The sequence below is a fragment of the Pseudomonas sp. FBCC-B545 genome (assembly GCF_059134095.1).
Genome location: NZ_CP101441.1, coordinates 5,549,020 through 5,569,975 on the forward strand (window position 1 = coordinate 5,549,020; position 20,956 = coordinate 5,569,975).

A 20,956-nucleotide genomic window follows, 5' to 3' on the forward strand; every position below is an offset into this window, starting at 1 on the left:
TATTACGAGGACAGGTAGGAAGAACGGGTCAAGCCCAGGCGCAACGCATCCAGGAACTGGGTACGCTCAGACGCCGAGATCTTCGCACTCGCACACTTGTCACGGTAATGGGTCATCAACTCTTCCGGCGACAAGTGCACATAGCGCAGCATGTCTTCGATGGTGTCATGGGTCTCGATCCCGGCGCTGTACACCGAGCCGTCTTCACGCTGGTAGATGTTCACCGAGTCGGTGTCACCGAACAGGTTGTGCATGTCACCGAGGATTTCCTGGTAAGCGCCCACCAGGAAGATGCCCAGCAGGTAGTCCTCGCCTTCGTTCAAGGCGTGCACCGGCAAGCTGGTCTCGATGCTCTGCTCATCGACGTATTGCTTGATCTTGCCGTCGGAGTCGCAGGTCAAGTCCTGCAATACCGCACGGCGCAGCGGCTCTTCGTCGAGGCGATGCAGCGGCAGGATCGGCAGGACCTGGCCGATGGCCCAGGTGTCCGGCAGGCTCTGGAACACCGAGAAGTTGCAGATGTACTTATCAGCCAGCTTGTCGTTGAGTTCGTCCAGCACCTGGCGGTGCGAGCGCTGGCGGGCTTTGAGTGAGTTGTGCAGGCGGCGGCACACGGCGAAGTAGCACTGTTCGGCCAAGGCTTTTTCCGCCAGGGTCAGCTTGCCGTCGGCGTACTGGGTAGCCACATCGCTCATGTAGTGAGTGGCGCGCCAGTAGGTTTCGGTGACCATCTCGATGTCGGTCGGGCCCAGCAGGTCCACCAGCCACTGCACGGTTTCCGGCAGGCTTTCCTTGTTTTCGATGAGCGGGATTTCGTCGTTGTGCTTCTCGACGTCCGTCACCTGCACCACCAGCATGGCGTGGTGGGCGGTCAGGGAACGGCCGCTTTCGGAGAAGATGTTCGGGTGAGGCAGGCTCTGCGCATCGCAGAATTCCTTGAGCATGCCCACCACCACGCCGGCGTAGTCGTCCATGTCGTAGTTGATAGAGCTGGCGTTACGCGAGTGGGTACCGTCGTAGTCGACGCCCAGGCCGCCGCCGACGTCGATATGGTCCACCGGCAGGCCGAGGTTGCGCAGTTCGCCGTAGTAACGGATGGCTTCCTTGAACCCGTGCTGGTAGTCGGCCAGGTTGGCGATCTGCGAGCCCATGTGGAAGTGCAGCAGGCGGATGCCCTGGTCCAGGCCGGCAGCGCGGAAACGCTCGACCACCGACAGCAACTGCGCCGCCGACAGGCCGAACTTGGATTTCTCGCCACCGGTGTCCGCCCACTTGCTCGATGCCAGGGACGACAGGCGCACACGCAAGCCGACCTGGGGCTTGACCTTGAGGCTCGCCGCCTCTTCGATCACCAGCTCAACTTCGGATTCCTTCTCGATCACGATGAATACATTGTGGCCGAGCTTCTGGCCCATCAGCGCCAGGCGGATGAATTCACGGTCTTTATAACCGTTGCAGACGATGGTGCCGCCCTTCGGCGCCAGGGCCAGCACCGCCAGCAGCTCAGGCTTGGAGCCGGCTTCCAGGCCGATGGAGACGTTCTGGGTCGCGATGATGTTCTCGATCACCGCTTCCTGCTGGTTCACCTTGATCGGGTACAGCGCGGTGTACTTGCTCTGGTATTCCAAGCGCTCGATGTTGGCATCGAAGGCGCCGGTCAACTGGCGCACGCGGTCTTGCAGGATATCGGGGAAGCGCACCAGCAGCGGCAATGACAGGCCGCTCTTGCGCAGCTCATCGACTTGCTCGTAGAGATCGACGGGCGTGCTGTTCGGGCCGTTCGGACGGACTTCTACGCGACCGGCTTCATTGATCGCGAAATACCCGGCCCCCCAATGGCGAATCCCGTAAACACTGCGGCTGTCCGCAACTGTCCATTGGCTGCCATCGTCTTTGCGTGTGCGTCGTACGGACATCGAAGTCCCCTATAAATGAAGGCGAAGGCGCCACCTCTCAAGGAGGCTGGCGCAGTCTAAAGAATGAAAATGACGATTTGCCTGTGAGCAGGGTAGACCCCACTCCCCGGACAGAGTTTAGATACAGGTTGGGAAGAGGCTTTCAGCCGCCGGACTTCTTGGCCTTGTACCCGAGCTTGATCAACTCGGCCAACAGCAGTTCGACGTGGTCGCCCTGGATCTCGATGACCCCGTCTTTCAACGCGCCACCGGTGCCACAGCGCTTTTTCAGCGTCGTGGCCAGCTCCTTGAGCGCATCTTCAGCCAGGGGCACGCCGGTGATGGTGGTCACCGTCTTGCCGCCACGGCCTTTGCTCTCGCGGCGCACACGGGCAATACCGTCGCCTTCGGGGATCAGGGTCTGTTTGCAGATGCAGGCGTCCACGGGCTGACGACAGTCCGGGCAGTGTCGACCTGCGTCGGTGGAAAATACCAGGCCACCCAGGGCGGCGAAGGATGCGGCTTTTTTGGCCACCGGCAATCCTCTTCGGAGGATGAAGACTGATCGGCCTGCGCCTAGGGGCAAGACCGACCGCGAAGCCCCACTCTGGCAGGGGCAGCGCTACCGAACCGCAAAATGGTTCGGGTGAAAAGGCGCGCAGTGTAACGACAAAAAGCCCGGTTGCTAAGAGCCAAATGGCGCCAATTTATGCAACTTTAGCGACGCGAGGCCAGATAGCGCCGCAGACCTTCTTGGGCGTCCGGGCAGTAGGGCTTTTGTGCGGCCTCCTGCTGGATGGTTTCGATGGTTAAAAACCGTGCTTCCATCACCTCTTCGGGCTGCAGCCGCAGGGGCCCATCCCACACCGCGGAGTAAGATTTGCACCACAGCCGGCTGTCACCATCTTCGAAGTAGAAATGGTCATGCTCGATCAATGGCACACCGCTGACACCCAGCTCTTCTTCCAGCTCGCGGGCTGCCGACAACGCGTAAGACTCACCGGCCGCCACCATGCCGCCCGCCGCCGTATCCCAGAACCCAGGATACAACGCCTTGCTCAAGGTGCGCCGATGCACGCACAGCTCGCCCTTGGAATTGAACAGAAAAATAAAGGTGCAACGGCCGATCAGGCCGAGCTTACGAAGGTCAGACCTGACGCGCTGGCCAAGCAGATTGTCCTGCTCGTCGACCCAGCAGATCAGTTCAGCGTCGGAAGCCGCACGGTGTGCGGCTTCCCTGGAGGAAGCGTCCATCATCAACCCTGGTTGAGGAGCTGACGCAAATCGATCACTGCAGCGTTTGCCCGGGAAATGTAGTTGGCCATCACCAGCGAATGGTTCGCCAGTACACCGAAGCCACTGCCATTGAGAATCATAGGGCTCCAAACCGGTTCCTGCGAGGCCTCCAGCTCACGAATGATCTGGCGCACGCTGACGGTGGCATTTTTCTTGGCCAGCACGTCAGCAAAGTCGACTTCGATGGCGCGCAGCAGATGGGACAGGGCCCACGCCTGGCCACGGGCTTCGTAGAATACGTTGTCGATCTGCATCCATGGGGTTTCCACCACTTCCTCATCGACCTGGGGCACTTCGCCCGGCGCCAGCGCCTCGGTTTTCAGCGCGGTGTTCAGCTTGACTCGACCCACGCTGGCCGACAGGCGCTGGGACAACGAGCCCAAACGGGTGGCGACATCGCCCAACCAGTTGTTCAGGTTGTCGGCACGCGCATAAAACAGCGCGCCGCGCTGGTTCGGGTCAGACAGGCGCGCTTCGTAGCGGCTCAGGGAGTTGATGCCTTCCTGGTATTCCGACTCACTGGATGGCAGCACCCAGCTCTTGTTATCGAAGTTGAAGCGCGGCTCGGCCTTGGCCAGATCGGCGTCTTCAGCCGACTGCGACTGTGAGCGGGCAAAATCTTTACGCAGGGCACGGGTCAGGTCACGGACCTGCACCAGCACGCCATATTCCCAGCTCGGCATGTTGTCCATCCACAGGCCAGGTGGGAAACGATCATTGGAAATGTAGCCGCCAGGCTTGTTCAGCAGAGTGCCGACCACGGTCTTGAGGGTCTCGACGGTGGTGTAGCCCACCACCATCTGCTTGCCTTCCTTCTCGGCGGCAAGCTGGGCGTTTTGCTGGACCGGGAACAGCGCCGGCTCCTGGCTCCAGTACCAACCCAGGCCACCGGTGACCAGCAGGTACAAGCAGATCACGCTGAGCAAGGCTCGGCTCATCAGCAGGTTGCGAAAATAGCTGCGGTTGGCCGACTTGGGCTCAGGGGCGGGGCCTTTGGCACTGCCTGCACGGTTTTTCCAGTCCAGCATGGCGATATCCTTTCAATCACTTGAGTTCATGCACGTCAATTGTCCGGGTGCGTTCAGACACTCCGACCACAACCCTACCCCATCGTGCCCATCGGTGCGGGGCTTTTCCGCGAAAGTGGCGCGCAACGGCAATTGGACTATAAAGGATGCACGTCTTTTACGCTGCGCGACCAGCGGGTCGATAACTGAATGTCACACATGCGGACTTAATTGACGTATGACACTCATTGCAACAGACAAGAGGTGCTAGCATAGAGCCATCAGTCGACCTCAGCATGCACCCTCACAGTAGTCAGGATATGACCGAGCCAGAAGACCCCAGCCGCGAGCGTCTCAAGCAGCATTTTGCCCAGCGGGTAATTCATCAGGCACGTCAAATTCTTGAGATCTGGCAGCGCCTGCAGCGCAGCGAATGGTCCAACGCCGATTTCTCCGAGCTCAGCGAAGCCAACCTGCGCCTGCTGCGCTTTGCCGAGCGTTTCGAACAGCCGGAACACAGCCAACTGGCCCGGCATATCGGTGAATCCCTGCAGGCCGTGGACGAAAACCGCGGCCGCCTGAGCAGCCAGTTGATTACCGAGCTCAACCGCTTGATGCAACGTTTGTCGCGCACCGGCCTGCGCCAGGGCGATCAACTTGAGCAAACCTTCCTGCCGCCGATGCGCAAGCCCATCTACGTGATGCTCGCTGACCATGATCGCGCCGAGCGCCTGGCCAAGCAGCTGGAATTCTTTGGCATGAGCGCCCAGTCCCTGGACAGTGTCGCGGCCTTTCGCGCGTCCATGGCCGAGCGCCTGCCGTCGGCGATTGTCATGGATGTGGACTTCTGCGGCACTGGCCTGGGCCTCAAGCTCGCGGCCGAAGCCCAGGAGGGCTTGGAACAAAAGCTGCCGCTGCTGTTTTTCAGCCTGCACGAAACCGACACCCCGACACGCCTGGCCGCCGTGCGCGCTGGCGGCGAGGAGTTCCTCACCGGCACCCTGGAAGCCTCCAGCCTGCTGGAAAAGATCGAAGTGCTCACGTGCATTGCCCAGTACGAGCCGTACAAGGTGCTGATCATTGATGACTCGCGGGCCCAGGCGCTGCATACAGAACGCTTGCTCAACAGCGCCGGCATTGTCACCCGCACCTTGATCGAACCGATCCAGGCCATGGCCGAGCTGGCGGATTTCCAGCCCGACCTGATCATCCTCGACATGTATATGCCTGCCTGTACTGGCACCGAACTGGCCAAGGTGATCCGCCATAACGACCGCTATGTCAGCGTGCCGATCATCTACCTGTCGGCCGAAGACGACCTGGATAAACAACTGGACGCGATGAGTGAAGGCGGCGACGACTTCCTCACCAAGCCGATCAAGCCGCGCCACCTGATCACCACCGTGCGCAACCGCGCAGCGCGGGCGCGCAACTTGAAAGCACGGATGGTGCGCGACAGCCTGACCGGGCTATACAACCATACGCATATCCTGCAATTGCTCGAAGACTGTAGCTTCCGCGCCCGCCGCGAAAACAAGCCGCTGAGCTTTGCCATGCTGGATATCGACCACTTCAAGCGGGTCAATGACAGCCACGGTCACCCCATGGGCGATCGCGTGATCAAGAGCCTGGCGCTGTTTCTCAAGCAGCGTCTGCGCAAGACTGACTATATAGGCCGTTATGGCGGTGAAGAATTCGCCATCGTCATGCCCGACACCGACCTGGAATCGGCCTGCAAGGTGTTGGACGACATCCGCGGGCGCTTTGCAGAAATCCACTACCCCGCCCAACCCCAGGATTTGTGGTGCACCTTCAGCGCCGGCCTGGTGGAGCTGTGCGACGACTCCGACAGCCTGATGATGGCCGCTCAGGCCGATGAAGCGCTGTACCGCGCCAAGGGCGCCGGGCGCAACCGTGTACAAGCGGCTCGCACATCAAAGCAAAGTGCCATCTTTTCACCAGAATCCACCGAATCGGTCATAACTCTGTAACGCAGGCGCAATAACTTCAGGCACTTATCTTTTGCCGTCGGTTGAAACCCTGCATGCGCCTCAAGCTGCTGACCAATCTCAATACCCTTCTGCTGGTGGCCGTTTGCCTGGCCCTCGGCGCGACGCTTTGGTGGTCGCAACGGGCGCTGGAGCGTCCGTATTTATTGATGGAGCGCTACCTGGGCCTGTCCCAGGTGTTTCAAAACCAGGCAGCACGTAATATCGACGACTACCTGGCCAGCGGCGATGCCCTGCGCCTGAGCGCTGCCAGCCAGAGCCTGGAAAGCCTGTTGCAGCAACTCGCCGAGCTGCCGGCCGTGCTGGCGCAACCCCTGCGCCCCAGCCTGGCGGACCTGGAAACCTTCAGCAAGACTGACCTTCTGGCCGCCGGCAAACTGGCCGGCGACCCGCAAGCGCTGCTGTTGCAGGCAGAACGCGAACTGGGGGCAAACCTGGAGCAACTGAGCCAATACGCCAGCGGCGTCAATAGCGCCGATGCGGCCCGCTACCTGCCAGCGCTGCTCGCCGCCTCGCAGCATCTGGGCAAGCTGTCCCTGGCGCGGGACAAGCTGGTGAGCAGTGGCCGCGCCGAGTTGGCCGATGAGGTGGAGCGAGAGATCGCCAATATGCGTACCCAGGCTGAGCTGCTGGGGCAATTGCCGTTGCTTGGGGTAAAGGCCAGCGCCGAATCCAACACCGACGATTTCTCTGCACTGATGGGCCTGGAAAACACCGAAAAAACCGAAGTACAAGATACTGGCGTCGATCTCAAGCGCGAACTCAATAGCCTACTGACCCGTTACCCCGCCGAACTCAAGCGCACCCGAGAGCAGATCCAGCAACGCGCCGACCTCGCCGCCGGCACCCAGCTGAAAATCGCCAGCGTGCAGCAAGCCATCGCCGGCCTGGAGCCGGTGGTGCGCGCGCAACACGCCAGGATCCAGGGCGAAGTACGCGTCATCCAAGGCGTGATGATTGGCCTGATCCTGCTGATCGCCCTGCTGATCGACACCCTGCAACGCCGCCTGGCTCGGGTACTGACCAACCTGGCACCGGCCTTGTCCACCTGGGCCGAAGGCGACTTCAGCCAGCCCATTGCCTTGGGCAGGACCAACCGCGAACTGCACGCTATCCAAGCCTCCCTCAACCGTTTGCGCGCCTACCTGGTGGACCTGGTGGGCACCATTCGTGGCAACGCCGAAGAAGTCGCCGGCAGCAGCCGCGCCCTGGCTGAACTGAGCAGCGGCTTGCACGACGGCGCCGAGCGACAGGCCGGCGACACCGCGCAGATCCGTGATTCCCTGGGCGAACTGGAAGCCACCATCCAGCAGGTAGCCGGTGATGCCAGCCAGGCCGCCGGCGCCAGTCGCAGCGCCGGCCAGGCGGTGGAGCAAGGCCAGCGGGTGATCGGCCTGAGCCTGACCGGGCTGCATGCCCTGGTGGGTGAAGTGCAGCAAAATGCGCAGATGATCGAGAAACTCGCAGAAGAATCCGCCACCATCGGCGGTGTGCTTACGGTGATTCGCTCGATTGCCGACCAGACCAACCTGCTGGCCCTCAACGCCGCCATCGAAGCCGCCCGTGCCGGTGAAGCCGGGCGTGGTTTCGCCGTGGTGGCCGACGAGGTCCGCTCGCTGGCCCAACGCACCGCCGGCGCCACCGCCGAAATCCAGGGCCTGATCGCCGGCCTGCAAACCGCCGCCCATCAATCGGTGCAAGGCATGCGTGCCCAGGTCGAACACGCCGAAGCCACCGCCCAGCAAGCCCAGGCGGCGGATGGCGCGCTGGATGAAATCGTCGGGGCGATCCAGACGATTTCCGAGACTGCGGTGCGCATCGCCGATGTGACCGCGCAGCAGAGTGGGGCCGTGAGTGAGATTCGCGATAACAGTGAGCGGATTCACCAGTTGGGTGAGGACAACCTGCTGCGTATCGGCCAGGGGCGTAGCCAGGGTGAACACCTGCTGGTGCTGGGTGGGAAGCTCAACACAGCTGTGCAGGCATTCCGCGTTTAGCACGATCTATCACACTGTGGAGATCAAAATGTGGGAGGGGGCTTGCCCCCGATAGCAGTGTGTCAGGCTCAGTATCTGGAGCTGATCCACCGCTATCGGGGGCAAGCCCCCTCCCACATTTGCCCTCCAGTGTTTTATGGATCGTGTTGCCAATGACCAGACCACGCCACTTGGTCACATACTTTGCGCAATCCTCGCTAATCGTGCCGCCTACTGCATAGAACTGGACAGTCACAAAGGCTTTGCGGCATAGTCGCCGGGTTCTGCCGCACCCATACCCATAACAAGGAACAGCCGATGGCGACCCTACTGGTTCTTCACGGACCCAACCTGAACCTGCTCGGCACCCGTGAACCGGGCGTCTACGGGGCAGTGACCCTCGACCAGATCAACCTTGACCTGGAAAAAAGGGCCCGTGTTGCCGGCCACCATCTGCTCTACCTGCAAAGCAACGCCGAGTACGAATTGATTGATCGCATCCATGCCGCGCGTGGCGAAGGTGTGGACTTTATTCTGATCAATCCCGCCGCTTTTACACACACAAGCGTTGCATTACGTGACGCGTTGCTGGCGGTGAGCATCCCATTCATCGAAGTGCATTTGTCCAACGTGCACAAACGCGAAACTTTCCGCCATCACTCTTACTTCTCCGACGTAGCGGTAGGAGTGATCTGCGGCCTTGGCGCCAGCGGTTACCGACTGGCCCTGGAGGCCGCCCTGGAACAGCTTGAAGAACAGGCCAAGCGCCCCTGACCGACCCTTGGGAGTTGATGATTCATGGATATCCGTAAAGTTAAGAAACTGATCGAACTGCTGGAAGAATCCGGTATCGACGAGCTGGAAATCAAGGAAGGCGAAGAGTCCGTACGGATCAGCCGTCACAGCAAGACCCCGGCCCAACAGTTCTACGCGCCACAGATGCAAGCACCTGCTCCAGCCGCTGCCGCCCCTGCTGCCGCCGCACCCGCCGCTGCTGCACCTGCCGCTCCGGCCGCACCTGCGCTGAACGGTTTCGTGGTCAAGTCGCCCATGGTCGGTACGTTCTACCGCACCCCGGCACCGACCTCGCCAGCCTTCGTTGAAGTGGGCAAGACCGTGAAAGTGGGCGACACCATCTGCATCGTTGAAGCGATGAAGATGATGAACCACATCACGGCCGAAAAAGCCGGCGTCATCGAATCCATCCTGGTGGAAAACGGTCAGCCGGTTGAGTACGACCAGCCGCTGTTCACCATCGTTTGAACCGCGGAGCACCTTCGATGTTGAAACCTGCGAAGAAACTGCAAAAAGTCCTGATCGCCAACCGCGGCGAGATCGCGCTGCGTATCCTGCGCGCCTGTAAGGAAGAGGGCATCAAGACCGTCGCTGTTTACTCGACGGCCGATACCGAATTGATGCACGTGAAACTGGCGGACGAAAGCATCTGCATCGGCCCGCCACTGGCCGCGAACTCGTACCTGAAGGTCTCGAACATCATCGCCGCGGCCGAAGTGACCGGCGCCGATGGCATCCACCCGGGCTACGGCTTCCTCGCGGAAAACGCCGATTTCGCCGAACAGGTGGAAAAATCCGGGTTTGCCTTCATCGGCCCGAAAGCCGAAACCATTCGCCTGATGGGCGACAAGGTGTCGGCCAAGGACGCCATGATCGCGGCCGGCGTGCCAACCGTTCCAGGCTCGGACGGCCCGCTGCCGGAAGACGAGGCAACTGCCCTGCGCATTGGTCGCGAAGTCGGTTATCCGGTGATCATCAAGGCCGCTGGCGGCGGCGGTGGTCGCGGCATGCGCGTGGTGCACAAGGAAGAAGACCTGATCGAAGCCGCCAAGCAGACCCGCTCTGAAGCGGGCGCCTGGTTCGGCAACCCGATGGTCTACCTGGAAAAATACCTGACCAACCCACGTCACGTGGAAGTCCAGGTACTGTCCGACGGCCAGGGCCACGCCATCCACCTGGGCGACCGCGATTGCTCGCTGCAACGTCGTCACCAAAAGGTATTGGAAGAAGCCCCGGCACCGGGCCTCGACGAAAAAGCCCGCCAGGAAGTCCTGGCACGCTGCGTCAAGGCGTGCATCGACATCAACTACCGTGGCGCCGGTACCTTCGAGTTCCTTTACGAGAACGGTCGTTTCTACTTCATCGAGATGAACACTCGTGTGCAGGTAGAGCACCCGGTATCGGAGATGGTCACCGGTATCGACATCGTCAAGGAGATGCTGAGCATCGCCGCCGGTAACGTGCTGTCCTTCACCCAGGACGACGTGAAGATGCACGGCCACTCCCTGGAGTGCCGGATCAACGCCGAAGACCCGAAAACCTTTATCCCAAGCCCTGGCCTGGTCAAGCATTTCCATGCCCCAGGCGGCAACGGCGTACGTGTGGATTCGCACCTGTACAGCGGCTACAAGGTTCCGTCCAACTACGACTCGCTGATCGGCAAGCTGATCACCTGGGGCGCCACCCGCGACGAGGCCATGGCCCGTATGCGCAACGCCCTGGACGAAATCGTGGTCGACGGCATCAAGACCAACATCCCGCTGCACCGGGACCTGGTTCGCGATGAAGGCTTCTGCGAAGGTGGTGTAAACATCCACTACCTGGAACACAAGCTGGCCAACCAGTAAGTGCTCCACCCAACAAAGCCGCCTTCGGGCGGTTTTGTTGTTTCTGCACACCTGTTTTCCAGGATGGACACTGTCCAAATGTGGGGGCTTGCTCCCGATTGCAGTGTGTCAGCCTCAGTATCTGTAACTGATCCACCGTTATCGGGAGCAAGCCCCCTCCCACATTTGGTCCGCGCTCATTCAGTAATGTCGTCTTCTGCCGTCCGCTCGCGTAAACTTGCGCGCTTTCGCGGCCTACTCGCTGCACATTCATTTTTTCAAAGGTGCCCGCCATGCCTTGGCTGCAAGTCCGTCTCGCCATCAGCCCAGAACAAGCCGAAACCTACGAAGACGCGTTCCTCGAAGTGGGCGCCGTATCGGTGACCTTCATGGACGCCGAAGACCAGCCGATCTTCGAACCTGAACTCAACACCACGCCGCTGTGGTCCCACACCCATTTGCTGGCCCTGTTCGAAGACGGCACCGAGGCCGCCAGCGTCCTGGCCCATATGGAGCTGCTCACCGGCGCGCCGCTGCCAGAGCATCACAGCGAAGTGATCGAAGACCAGGACTGGGAACGCAGCTGGATGGATAATTTCCAGCCCATGCGTTTTGGTCAGCGCCTGTGGATCGTACCGAGCTGGCATGCCGCTCCTGAACCCGAGGCGGTCAACCTGCTGCTGGATCCGGGCCTGGCATTCGGCACCGGCACCCACCCCACCACCGCCCTGTGCCTGGAATGGCTGGACGGCCAGGACCTGACCGACTGCAACGTGCTGGATTTCGGCTGTGGCTCGGGCATCCTGGCGATCGCCGCCCTGCTGCTGGGCGCCAAGGAAGCCGTGGGCACCGACATCGACGTGCAGGCCCTGGAAGCCTCCCGCGATAACGCCGGGCGCAACCACATCCCCGAAGGCAAATTCCCACTCTACCTGCCGGAAGATCTGCCGCAGGTACAGGCCGATGTGCTGGTTGCCAATATCCTCGCCGGGCCATTGGTTGCCCTGGCGCCGCAATTGTCCAGCCTGGTCAAGCCCGGCGGCCGCCTGGCGCTGTCGGGTATCCTCGCCGAACAAGGTGAAGACGTCGCCGCAGCCTACGCCCAGAACTTCGAATTGGACCCGATCGCCAACCGTGACGGCTGGGTACGCATCAGTGGTCGTCGGCGCTAGAATGAGCGCTTGCCTGAATCGGATGACCGCATGACCGATAGCTTCGTCACCCAGTGCCCGCACTGCCAAGCCCGTTTCCGCGTCAACCATGCCCAGTTGAGCGTGGCCCGTGGCGTGGTGCGCTGCGGCTCGTGCCTGCAAGTGTTCAACGCCGCTCGCCAGTTGCTGGAGCAACGCGCCCATGCGCCTGCACCGCAACCGGAGCTGCCGGCTGGCGACGAGCCAGCCGATAGATCGACTGTCGAAGCGACACCCGAGCCAACGCGGGCAATCAGCCAGAAACAATGGACGGCCCAAGCGCTGGACCTGGATAACCTGGATCTTGACCAGGAACTGGCCAAGCTGGAGCGTCGCGAGACCCAGCACACCCAGGCATTGGGTGCGGAACATCGCCAACCAGGCGCCGAGCGTCGGCAAAAGGAAGAGTCCTTCAGTGCCAGCCGCGACACGGTCAAGGCCGAAGAAGAAAAATGGGCCGCCAGCCTGTTCAGCGAACCACCCGAGGAGCGCGCCCAGGTACCTGAGGACCTGTCAGAGCCGACCAGGGCACCTGCGTCCAAACAGCGCACAGAACCGTCCATGTCGGTCCATGCCGACGACCTCGATGACCAGCCGCTGCTGGATGCCTCCCCTGGCGAGGACGACCTCGACCCGCCGTTGACGCCTGTCACCGACATGAGGGGTGAGCCTGAATCCGACGAGCGCCCACAGTCACGCCGCAAACGCCCGCGCCCAGAAGTTGCCCTACACGACGACCTGCTCCAGGACCTGGAAGACGATCCGCTGCACTTGTATGCGCAGAAACGTCCGTCGGGCTGGGGCCGCCGTCTGATCTGGATACTGCTGGTAGTGCTCGCCGCCGCAGGCCTGGCAGGCCAGTACATCGCCTACCAATTCGACGACCTGGCCCGCCAGGACGCCTACCGCCCGTGGTTCCAGGAACTGTGCCCGAAACTGGGCTGTACCGTGCCATCGCGGGTCGATATTGCCCATATCAAGAGCAGCAACCTGGTGGTACGCAGCCATCCGGAGTTCGCCGGGGCGCTGGTGGTGGATGCGATCATCTATAACCGTGCGACCTTTTCCCAGCCCTTCCCACTGCTGGAACTACGCTTTGCAGACTTGAACGGCAGCCTGATTGCCAGTCGTCGCTTCAAACCTGCCGAATACCTCAGCGGTGAGTTGGCCGGTGTCAGCGAAATGCCTTCGCAGACGCCGATCCACATCTCCCTGGACATACTTGACCCAGGTAACAAGGCCGTGAACTACAGCCTGAGCTTCCATTCGCCCGAGTGAACCGGCGCATATGTCGAGGTTTGACGGCGGATTATTGACTTCTCCGCCATCGACCAAACCGATGGTAATAAAAAAGCAACTGTTCAGATTTTATCCAATTCAGCCTTTAACCAGTCATCGAGAGCGGGTATCATGCCAACCCTTTTTCGAACTCTAATGATCCGGCCCCACAACAGGGAAGTCCTATGTCGGCGGTACGCATCGGCCCATACACATTGCAGAACGGCTTGATCCTCGCCCCGATGGCGGGCGTCACCGACCAGCCCTTTCGTCAGCTGTGCAAACGTTTGGGCGCGGGTCTAGTAGTCTCTGAAATGGTTACCAGCGACATGAGTCTGTGGAACACCCGCAAGTCGCGGATGCGCATGATCCACGAAGGAGATCCCGAGCCACGCTCGGTGCAGATCGCCGGGGGTGACGCGCAGATGCTGGCGGAGGCTGCCCGGGCCAATGTCGAGTTGGGTGCGCAAATTATTGATATCAACATGGGCTGCCCGGCCAAGAAGGTCTGCAACAAGGCCGCCGGTTCCGCCTTGTTGAAGGATGAGCAGTTGGTCGCCGAGATCCTGCAGGCCGTTGTCGCCGCAGTGGATGTGCCGGTGACCCTGAAGATTCGTACCGGTTGGGACCGGGACAACAAGAATGGCCTGACAGTGGCGAAGATCGCTGAACAGGCAGGTATTACAGCGCTGGCGGTGCATGGCCGCACCCGCGCCGACCTTTACACCGGTGAAGCCGAGTACGACACCATTGCCGCGATCAAGCAGGCCGTGTCGATGCCGGTATTTGCCAATGGCGACATCGACTCCGCCGAGAAAGCCCGACGCGTACTGCACGCGACCGGCGCCGATGGTTTGTTGATTGGCCGGGCCACCCAGGGGCGGCCGTGGATTTTTCGTGAGATCGAGCATTTCCTGCGTACCGGCGAAGTATTGCCGGCACCGGGACTGAACGAGGTGGAACATATTCTGCTAGAGCATCTGGCCGCCCTGCACGCCTTCTATGGGGATGTGATGGGGGTACGCATTGCTCGCAAGCATGTCGGCTGGTATCTCGCCACCTTGCCGGGCGCCAAGGAGTTCCGCGCCCAGTTCAATCGTTTGGATGAAACGCAGGCACAGGTCGCCACCGTTCGTGAGTTCTTTGCCGAACGTGACAAGAGCCTGGGAACAGGGGATGGACAAGGGGTGGCCGCATGACGACGATGACCGAGACTTTAGTGAGTGGAACAACACCCGTGAGCGACAACGTCAATTTGAAACAGCACCTCAATACGCCGAGCGAAGAAGGCCAGACCCTTCGCGGGAGTGTCGAGAAGGCGCTGCACAATTATTTCGCCCACCTTGAGGGCGCTTCCGTCACGGACGTGTACAACCTGGTGCTCTCCGAAGTCGAGGCACCCTTGCTCGAAAGCGTGATGAACTACGTCAAGGGCAACCAGACCAAAGCCAGTGAGCTGCTGGGCCTCAACCGTGGCACCTTGCGCAAAAAGCTCAAGCAGTACGATTTGCTGTAAGCATTCAATCAAACCAGAAAGGCGCCCGCGTAAAACCGGTCGCCTTTTTTGCTGACTCCTTTGCTTTTGATGGAAATTGAAATGACCGACCAGACTACCCGCCTGCCGATCCGCCGCGCCTTGATCAGTGTTTCCGACAAGACCGGGATCCTCGAATTTGCCCGGGAGCTGGAAGCCCTGGGCGTGGAAATCCTCTCCACGGGCGGGACCTTCAAACTGCTGCAGGACAACGGCGTGGCCGCAGTAGAAGTGGCGGACTACACCGGTTTCGCAGAAATGATGGACGGTCGCGTCAAGACCCTGCACCCGAAAATTCACGGCGGTATCCTCGGCCGTCGCGGCATCGACGACGCCATCATGAACGAGCACGGCATCAAGCCGATCGACCTGGTGGCCGTCAACCTCTACCCGTTCGAAGCCACCATCAACAAGCCAGGCTGCGACCTGCCGACCGCCATCGAAAACATCGATATCGGTGGCCCGACCATGGTTCGCTCGGCCGCCAAGAACCACAAGGACGTGGCCATCGTGGTCAACGCCGGCGACTACGCCCAAGTCCTGCAAAGCCTGAAGGCCGGTGGCCTGACCTACGCCCAGCGCTTCGACCTGATGCTCAAGGCGTTCGAACACACCGCCGCCTACGACGGCATGATCGCCAACTACATGGGCACCGTGAACCAGGCCGCTGACACCCTGAGCACAGAAGATCGCAGCCAGTTCCCGCGCACCTTCAACAGCCAGTTCATCAAGGCCCAGGAAATGCGCTACGGCGAGAACCCGCACCAGAGCGCGGCGTTCTACGTGGAAGCCAAGCCTGCCGAAGTGGGCATCGCCACTGCAACCCAGTTGCAAGGCAAAGAGCTTTCCTACAACAACGTGGCCGACACCGACGCTGCGTTGGAATGCGTGAAGAGCTTCGTCAAGCCGGCCTGCGTGATCGTCAAGCACGCCAACCCGTGCGGCGTAGCCGTGAGCCCGGACGCTGAAGGCGGTATCCGCCAGGCGTATGAACTGGCCTACGCCACCGACACCGAATCTGCGTTCGGCGGCATCATCGCCTTCAACCGCGAGCTGGACGCCGAGACCGCCAAGGCCATCGTCGAGCGCCAGTTCGTCGAAGTGATCATCGCCCCAAGTGTCAGTGAAGAAGCCCGCGCCATCGTCGCCGCCAAGGCCAATGTGCGCCTGCTGGCCTGCGGCGAGTGGTCGGCCGAGCGGGCCGCTGCCTGGGACTACAAGCGCGTCAACGGCGGCCTGCTGGTACAGAGCCGCGACATCGGCATGATTGGCAGCCAGGACCTGAAAGTGGTCACCAAGCGCGCGCCGACCGAGCAAGAGATCAACGACCTGATCTTCGCCTGGAAAGTGGCCAAGTACGTCAAGTCCAACGCCATCGTCTACGCCAAGAACCGCCAGACCATCGGTGTCGGTGCCGGTCAGATGAGCCGCGTGAACTCGGCGCGTATCGCCGCGATCAAGGCTGAACACGCCGGTTTGCAGGTGGTGGGGTCGGTCATGGCTTCCGATGCGTTCTTCCCGTTTCGCGATGGTTTGGACAATGCCGCAAAAGCTGGCGTGACCGCCGTGATCCAACCGGGTGGTTCGATGCGTGATGCCGAGGTGATTGCAGCGGCTGATGAAGCGGGTATCGCCATGGTCTTCACCGGCATGCGCCACTTCCGCCACTGATCCAACTCGATCGTAATGTGGGAGGGGGCTTGCCCCCGATAGCGGTGTCTCAGTCAAATAATCAGCCTGCTGAAATACCGCCATCGGGAGCAAGCCCCCTCCCACATAAAGCGCACTTGCGGCGCCTCACAGAATTTGCGTCATCCGAGGTTTTTGAAATGAATGTTTTGATCATTGGCAGCGGTGGCCGTGAACACGCCCTGGCCTGGAAAGTTGCCCAGGACCCACGGGTCCAGAAAGTCTTCGTCGCCCCCGGGAACGCCGGCACCGCCATCGAAGCCAAGTGCGAAAACGTCGCCATCGACGTATTGGCCCTGGAGCAACTGGCAGACTTTGCCGAGAAGAACGTTTCCCTGACTATCGTCGGCCCGGAAGTGCCATTGGTGGCCGGCGTCGTCGACCTGTTCCGCAGTCGTGGCCTGGATTGTTTCGGCCCCACTGCCGGTGCCGCCCAGCTGGAAGGCTCGAAAGCCTTCACCAAGGACTTCCTGGCGCGTCACAAGATCCCCACCGCTGACTACCAGAACTTCACCGAGATCGAGCCGGCCCTGGCTTACCTGCGTGAAAAAGGCGCGCCGATTGTGATCAAGGCCGATGGCCTGGCTGCCGGTAAAGGCGTTATCGTCGCCATGACCCTGCAGGAAGCCGAAGACGCCGTGCGCGACATGCTCGCAGGCAATGCCTTTGGTGACGCCGGTTCCCGTGTGGTCATCGAGGAGTTCCTCGACGGCGAAGAAGCCAGTTTCATCGTGATGGTCGATGGCAAGAACGTGCTGCCAATGGCCACCAGCCAGGATCACAAGCGCGTCGGTAATGGCGACAGCGGCCCGAACACCGGCGGCATGGGCGCTTACTCCCCGGCGCCGGTGGTGACCAGCCAAGTGCACCAACGCGTCATGGACCTGGTGATCTGGCCGACCGTGCGCGGCATGGCCGACGAAGGTAACGTCTACACCGGCTTCCTCTACGCCGGCTTGATGATCGATAAAGCCGGTAACCCGAAAGTCATCGAGTTCAACTGCCGCTTCGGCGATCCGGAAACCCAACCGGTGATGCTGCGCCTGCAATCGAGCCTGGTGCTGCTGGTGGAAGCTGCACTGGCCCAGGCGCTGGACAAGGTCGAAGCGCAATGGGACCCACGTCCCAGCGTCGGCATCGTGCTGGCTGCCGGCGGTTACCCTGCCGATTATGCCAAGGGCGATGTGATCGAAGGCCTGGACGCGGCCGCCGAATTGGAAGGCAAAGTGTTCCATGCAGGCACCGCGCTCAAGGACGGCGAAGTTGTAACCGCAGGTGGCAGAGTGTTGTGCGCCACCGCGATGGGTGCCAGTGTCGATGCCGCGCAACAGCAGGCGTACAAGCTGGCCGCGAAAATCGACTGGAAAGGCTGCTTCTACCGCACTGACATTGGCTACCGCGCCATTGCCCGTGAACGTGGTGAGAACAGCTGAGCAGCTACACTTCAAGTAGCTATCCGTTCGGTTAGGTAAGGGCCTCTGGCCCTTGCCGTACACATGTCGCCCCGCGCATAGTTAACCCGTGCAATCAACCTACGAAGGGATTTCGCCGTGCGCTGGCTCAGGATCGCCATAGGTTTTACAGTCAGTCTGCTGACCCTGCTCTGCTTGTTCCCGGCCCAGGCCGCCGCGCAAGGCAGTGGTTGGGCAGTATTGCTTGACGAACAGGCCGACCTGCAACTGAGCGACATCCGTTCTGCCCGCTACACCAATCAATTCAGCCCCATTGAACTGGACCGGATCACTGCCGCGCAGCCGGACGGTGCGCTGTGGGTGCGCTTCAGGCTGCAACCGGGCAAGCACGAGCAAGTGCTGCGGGTCTTTGCGCCAGACCTGTCCAGCCTGAGCCTGTATGTGCTGGACGGCGACACCCTGGTAGAGCAACAGACCACCGGCACGCGCCAGCCCCAGGCTGATCGCCCGCTGCCCAGCAGCGACTTCATGCTGCCGATGCCCCAGAGCCCGCGCCCCCTTGAGGTGTACCTGAGGCTGGTCTCGGAACACGAGTTGCGCCCCTACATCACCCTGGAACCGGCCGTACTGGCCGCCGCCAACCAGAACCAGACACTGATCTACGGCCTGCTGTTCGGCGTGTTGCTGATGTTGATCCTGCACAACCTCACGCGCTTCGCCTACCATCGCTCGCGCAGCAGCCTGTGGTTGGCCGCCTGTGAACTCCTGTTGATGCTCAGCCTGGCGCTGCTCCTCAACCTGGTAGGGCCATGGCTGCCGAACTGGCATGCGATCCAGACCCCCGGCGCATACCTTGCCCTGCTGCTGACCGCCCCCTGCGGCTTGATGTTTGCCTACCGCTTCTTCATGCCCCTGGGCCCGCACCCGCTGAACAAACTGTTGATGGCCGACATATTGCTGATCGTGCTAAGCGGCTTGCTGCTGTTGTTCGTCAATACCTTGCCACTGAACATCATCACCTATGCCCTGGTGGCGCTGGCCGGCCTGAGCATGCTGTTTGTCTCGGCCTACCACTGGCAGAAAGGCTACCGCCCGGCGCGCCTGTTCGTGGCGGCGATGGTGGTGTTCAACATCGGCACGCTGATCATCCTGCCCGCCCTGCTCGGCCTGACACTGGTGGCGCCGCAAGGCTTGATCGTCACCCTGCTGGGCTTTATCTGCATCAGCGGCCTGCTAATGAGCCTGGCCCTTGGCGAGCGCCAACGCGCGATTGTCGAAACCCGCTTCAGCCTCAGCCGCGACCTGGCAGCCAGCAACGCCGAGATCGCCGCCAAGGCCGAGTTCCTGGCGAAGATCAGCCACGAGATCCGCACGCCCATGAACGGCGTGCTGGGCATGACCGAATTGCTGCTGGGCACGCCGTTGTCGGTCAAGCAACGCGACTACGTGCAGACCATCCACAGCGCCGGTAACGAATTGCTCACCCTGATCAACGAGATCCTGGATATCTCCAAGCTCGAGTCCGGCCAGATCGAACTGGATGATGTGCAGTTCGACCTCAATGCGTTGATCGACGACTGCCTGAGTATCTTCCGCGCCAAGGCCGAGCAGCAGAATGTCGAGCTGATCAGCTTTATCCAGCCCCAGGTGCCGCGGGTGATCAGCGGTGACCCGACGCGCCTGCGCCAAGCGTTGCTGAGCCTGCTGGAAAACGCCCTGCACAAGACCGATGAAGGCGAAGTACTGATCGTTGTCGCCCTGGACGAGCGCAGCACCAAGCCACGCCTGCGCATTGCCGTGCAGGACAGCGGCCTGCCCATGGAAGCCGCCGAGCGCGACGCCCTGCTGCACAGTGAACTGCACAGCAAGAACTTCCTTTCGGCGACGCGCTTGAGCGGCCACCTGGGTCTGGTGATCGCTCGCCAACTGATCCTGTTGATGAACGGCGAGTTCGGTATCAAGAGCGGCAGTCACCAGGGCAGCACCTTGTGGCTGACCCTGCCACTGGACCCGGAACGCCTGGAACATCCGACCTCCGACCTCGACGGTCCACTCAAGGACGCACGCGTGCTGGTGGTGGACGACAACGACACCTGCCGCAAAGTGCTGGTGCAGCAATGCACCGCCTGGGGCCTGAACGTCAGCGCCGTGCCTTCCGGCAAGGAGGCCCTGGCCCTGTTGCGCACCAAGGCGCACCTGCGCGATTACTTCGACGTGGTGCTGCTCGACCAGAACATGCCCGGCATGACCGGCATGCAACTGGCGGCGAAGATCAAGGAAGACCCGAGCCTGAACCATGACATCCTGCTGATCATGCTCACCGGCATCAGTAACGCACCGAGCAAGATCATTGCGCGTAATTGCGGGATCAAGCGCATCCTCGCCAAGCCGGTGGCCGGTTATACCCTCAAGACCACCCTGGCCGACGAACTGACCCAGCGCAGCAAAGGCGCGGCCTTTCCACGCCCGGTCCCCAACGCACCGGCAGCCGTGAGCGTGCCCAGCGATTTCCGCATCCTGGTGGCCGAAGACAACAGCATCTCCACCAAAGTGATACGCGGCATGCTCGGCAAGCTCAACCTCAACCCGGACACCGCCAGCAATGGCGAAGAAGCGCTCGAAGCGATGAAAGCCCGGCGTTATGACCTGGTGTTGATGGACTGTGAGATGCCGATCCTTGATGGTTTCTCTGCCACGCAGCAACTGCGGGCGTGGGAAGTCAGCCACCAACGCGTACGTACGCCAGTGGTGGCGCTCACCGCGCATATCCTCTCGGAACACAAGGAACGCGCGCGCCAGGCCGGCATGGACGGGCATATGGCCAAGCCGGTGGAGTTGTCGCAGTTGCGTGAGCTGGTGGACTATTGGGTAGCGCAGCGCCAACAGCGCCCGGAACATGCGTCCTCATAATTTGAAATGCGATCAAATGTGGGAGGGGGCTTGCTCCCGATAGCAGTGGGTCAGTCAGCATATTTGTTACTGACACACCGCTATCGAGGGCAAGCCCCCTCCCACATTTGATCTCTGCCGCCTGATAGACTGCCCACAC

16 protein-coding genes are annotated in these 20,956 nt (G+C 61.2%); 12 read left to right on the forward strand and 4 right to left on the reverse strand.

Annotated elements, in window-relative coordinates:
- Nucleotides 1-2 precede the first annotated feature (2 nt).
- The 4 genes from speA to NMB39_RS25670 all read right to left on the reverse strand — a co-directional run bounded on the left by speA (nucleotide 3) and on the right by NMB39_RS25670 (nucleotide 4,219).
- Complete coding sequence (gene speA / locus NMB39_RS25655; RefSeq protein WP_046070724.1) at nucleotides 3-1,916, reverse strand: arginine decarboxylase; 1,914 nt, start codon at nucleotides 1,914-1,916, stop codon at nucleotides 3-5.
- A gap of 142 nt (nucleotides 1,917-2,058) precedes the next feature.
- The gene (locus NMB39_RS25660) at nucleotides 2,059-2,430 is read right to left on the reverse strand and encodes a translation initiation factor Sui1 (protein WP_043049484.1); all 372 of its coding nucleotides are present in this window, start codon (nucleotides 2,428-2,430) and stop codon (nucleotides 2,059-2,061) included.
- A 182-nt stretch (nucleotides 2,431-2,612) separates the two neighbouring features.
- A complete protein-coding gene (locus tag NMB39_RS25665) occupies nucleotides 2,613-3,149 on the reverse strand; it encodes an NUDIX hydrolase (protein ID WP_057023359.1) in 537 nt (178 codons plus the stop codon).
- A gap of 2 nt (nucleotides 3,150-3,151) precedes the next feature.
- Nucleotides 3,152-4,219: a DUF2333 family protein gene (locus NMB39_RS25670; RefSeq protein ID WP_046070722.1), complete on the reverse strand. Its 1,068-nt coding sequence runs from the start codon at nucleotides 4,217-4,219 to the stop codon at nucleotides 3,152-3,154.
- Nucleotides 4,220-4,518: 299 nt separating this feature from the next.
- Here NMB39_RS25670 and NMB39_RS25675 point away from each other — a divergent pair, with 299 nt between their 5' ends.
- From NMB39_RS25675 to NMB39_RS25730, 12 genes are all read left to right on the forward strand, one after another.
- Entirely contained in the window at nucleotides 4,519-6,189 is a 1,671-nt protein-coding gene (locus NMB39_RS25675) for a diguanylate cyclase (RefSeq protein ID WP_464005895.1), read from the forward strand.
- A gap of 53 nt (nucleotides 6,190-6,242) precedes the next feature.
- Entirely contained in the window at nucleotides 6,243-8,204 is a 1,962-nt protein-coding gene (locus NMB39_RS25680; RefSeq protein ID WP_494339899.1) for a methyl-accepting chemotaxis protein, read from the forward strand.
- A 297-nt stretch (nucleotides 8,205-8,501) separates the two neighbouring features.
- Nucleotides 8,502-8,957 (forward strand): type II 3-dehydroquinate dehydratase, encoded by a 456-nt coding sequence (gene aroQ, locus NMB39_RS25685; protein WP_057023362.1) that lies wholly within the window; start codon nucleotides 8,502-8,504, stop codon nucleotides 8,955-8,957.
- Nucleotides 8,958-8,981: 24 nt separating this feature from the next.
- Entirely contained in the window at nucleotides 8,982-9,446 is a 465-nt protein-coding gene (gene accB / locus NMB39_RS25690) for an acetyl-CoA carboxylase biotin carboxyl carrier protein (protein WP_056847064.1), read from the forward strand.
- Between the two features lie 17 nt (nucleotides 9,447-9,463).
- On the forward strand, nucleotides 9,464-10,825 hold the full coding sequence (gene accC / locus NMB39_RS25695; RefSeq protein WP_046070717.1) for an acetyl-CoA carboxylase biotin carboxylase subunit: 1,362 nt from the start codon (nucleotides 9,464-9,466) through the stop codon (nucleotides 10,823-10,825).
- 272 nt (nucleotides 10,826-11,097) lie between these two features.
- Nucleotides 11,098-11,976, forward strand: a complete 879-nt coding sequence (gene prmA / locus NMB39_RS25700) for a 50S ribosomal protein L11 methyltransferase (RefSeq protein ID WP_057023364.1) — start codon at nucleotides 11,098-11,100, stop codon at nucleotides 11,974-11,976.
- A gap of 30 nt (nucleotides 11,977-12,006) precedes the next feature.
- Nucleotides 12,007-13,272 carry a DUF3426 domain-containing protein gene (locus NMB39_RS25705; protein WP_057023365.1) on the forward strand — a complete coding sequence of 422 codons (1,266 nt, stop codon included), beginning with the start codon at nucleotides 12,007-12,009 and terminating at the stop codon, nucleotides 13,270-13,272.
- Between the two features lie 185 nt (nucleotides 13,273-13,457).
- Nucleotides 13,458-14,471 (forward strand): tRNA dihydrouridine synthase DusB, encoded by a 1,014-nt coding sequence (dusB, locus tag NMB39_RS25710; protein ID WP_494339898.1) that lies wholly within the window; start codon nucleotides 13,458-13,460, stop codon nucleotides 14,469-14,471.
- Nucleotides 14,468-14,788: a DNA-binding transcriptional regulator Fis gene (fis, locus tag NMB39_RS25715; RefSeq protein WP_043049474.1), complete on the forward strand. Its 321-nt coding sequence runs from the start codon at nucleotides 14,468-14,470 to the stop codon at nucleotides 14,786-14,788. Before dusB ends, fis begins: the two co-directional genes overlap by 4 nt.
- 81 nt (nucleotides 14,789-14,869) lie before the next feature.
- Entirely contained in the window at nucleotides 14,870-16,477 is a 1,608-nt protein-coding gene (gene purH, locus NMB39_RS25720; protein ID WP_057010798.1) for a bifunctional phosphoribosylaminoimidazolecarboxamide formyltransferase/IMP cyclohydrolase, read from the forward strand.
- A gap of 158 nt (nucleotides 16,478-16,635) precedes the next feature.
- Complete coding sequence (gene purD / locus NMB39_RS25725) at nucleotides 16,636-17,928, forward strand: phosphoribosylamine--glycine ligase (RefSeq protein WP_057023367.1); 1,293 nt, start codon at nucleotides 16,636-16,638, stop codon at nucleotides 17,926-17,928.
- A 117-nt stretch (nucleotides 17,929-18,045) separates the two neighbouring features.
- On the forward strand, nucleotides 18,046-20,817 hold the full coding sequence (locus NMB39_RS25730; RefSeq protein WP_057023368.1) for a hybrid sensor histidine kinase/response regulator: 2,772 nt from the start codon (nucleotides 18,046-18,048) through the stop codon (nucleotides 20,815-20,817).
- Nucleotides 20,818-20,956 lie beyond the last annotated feature (139 nt).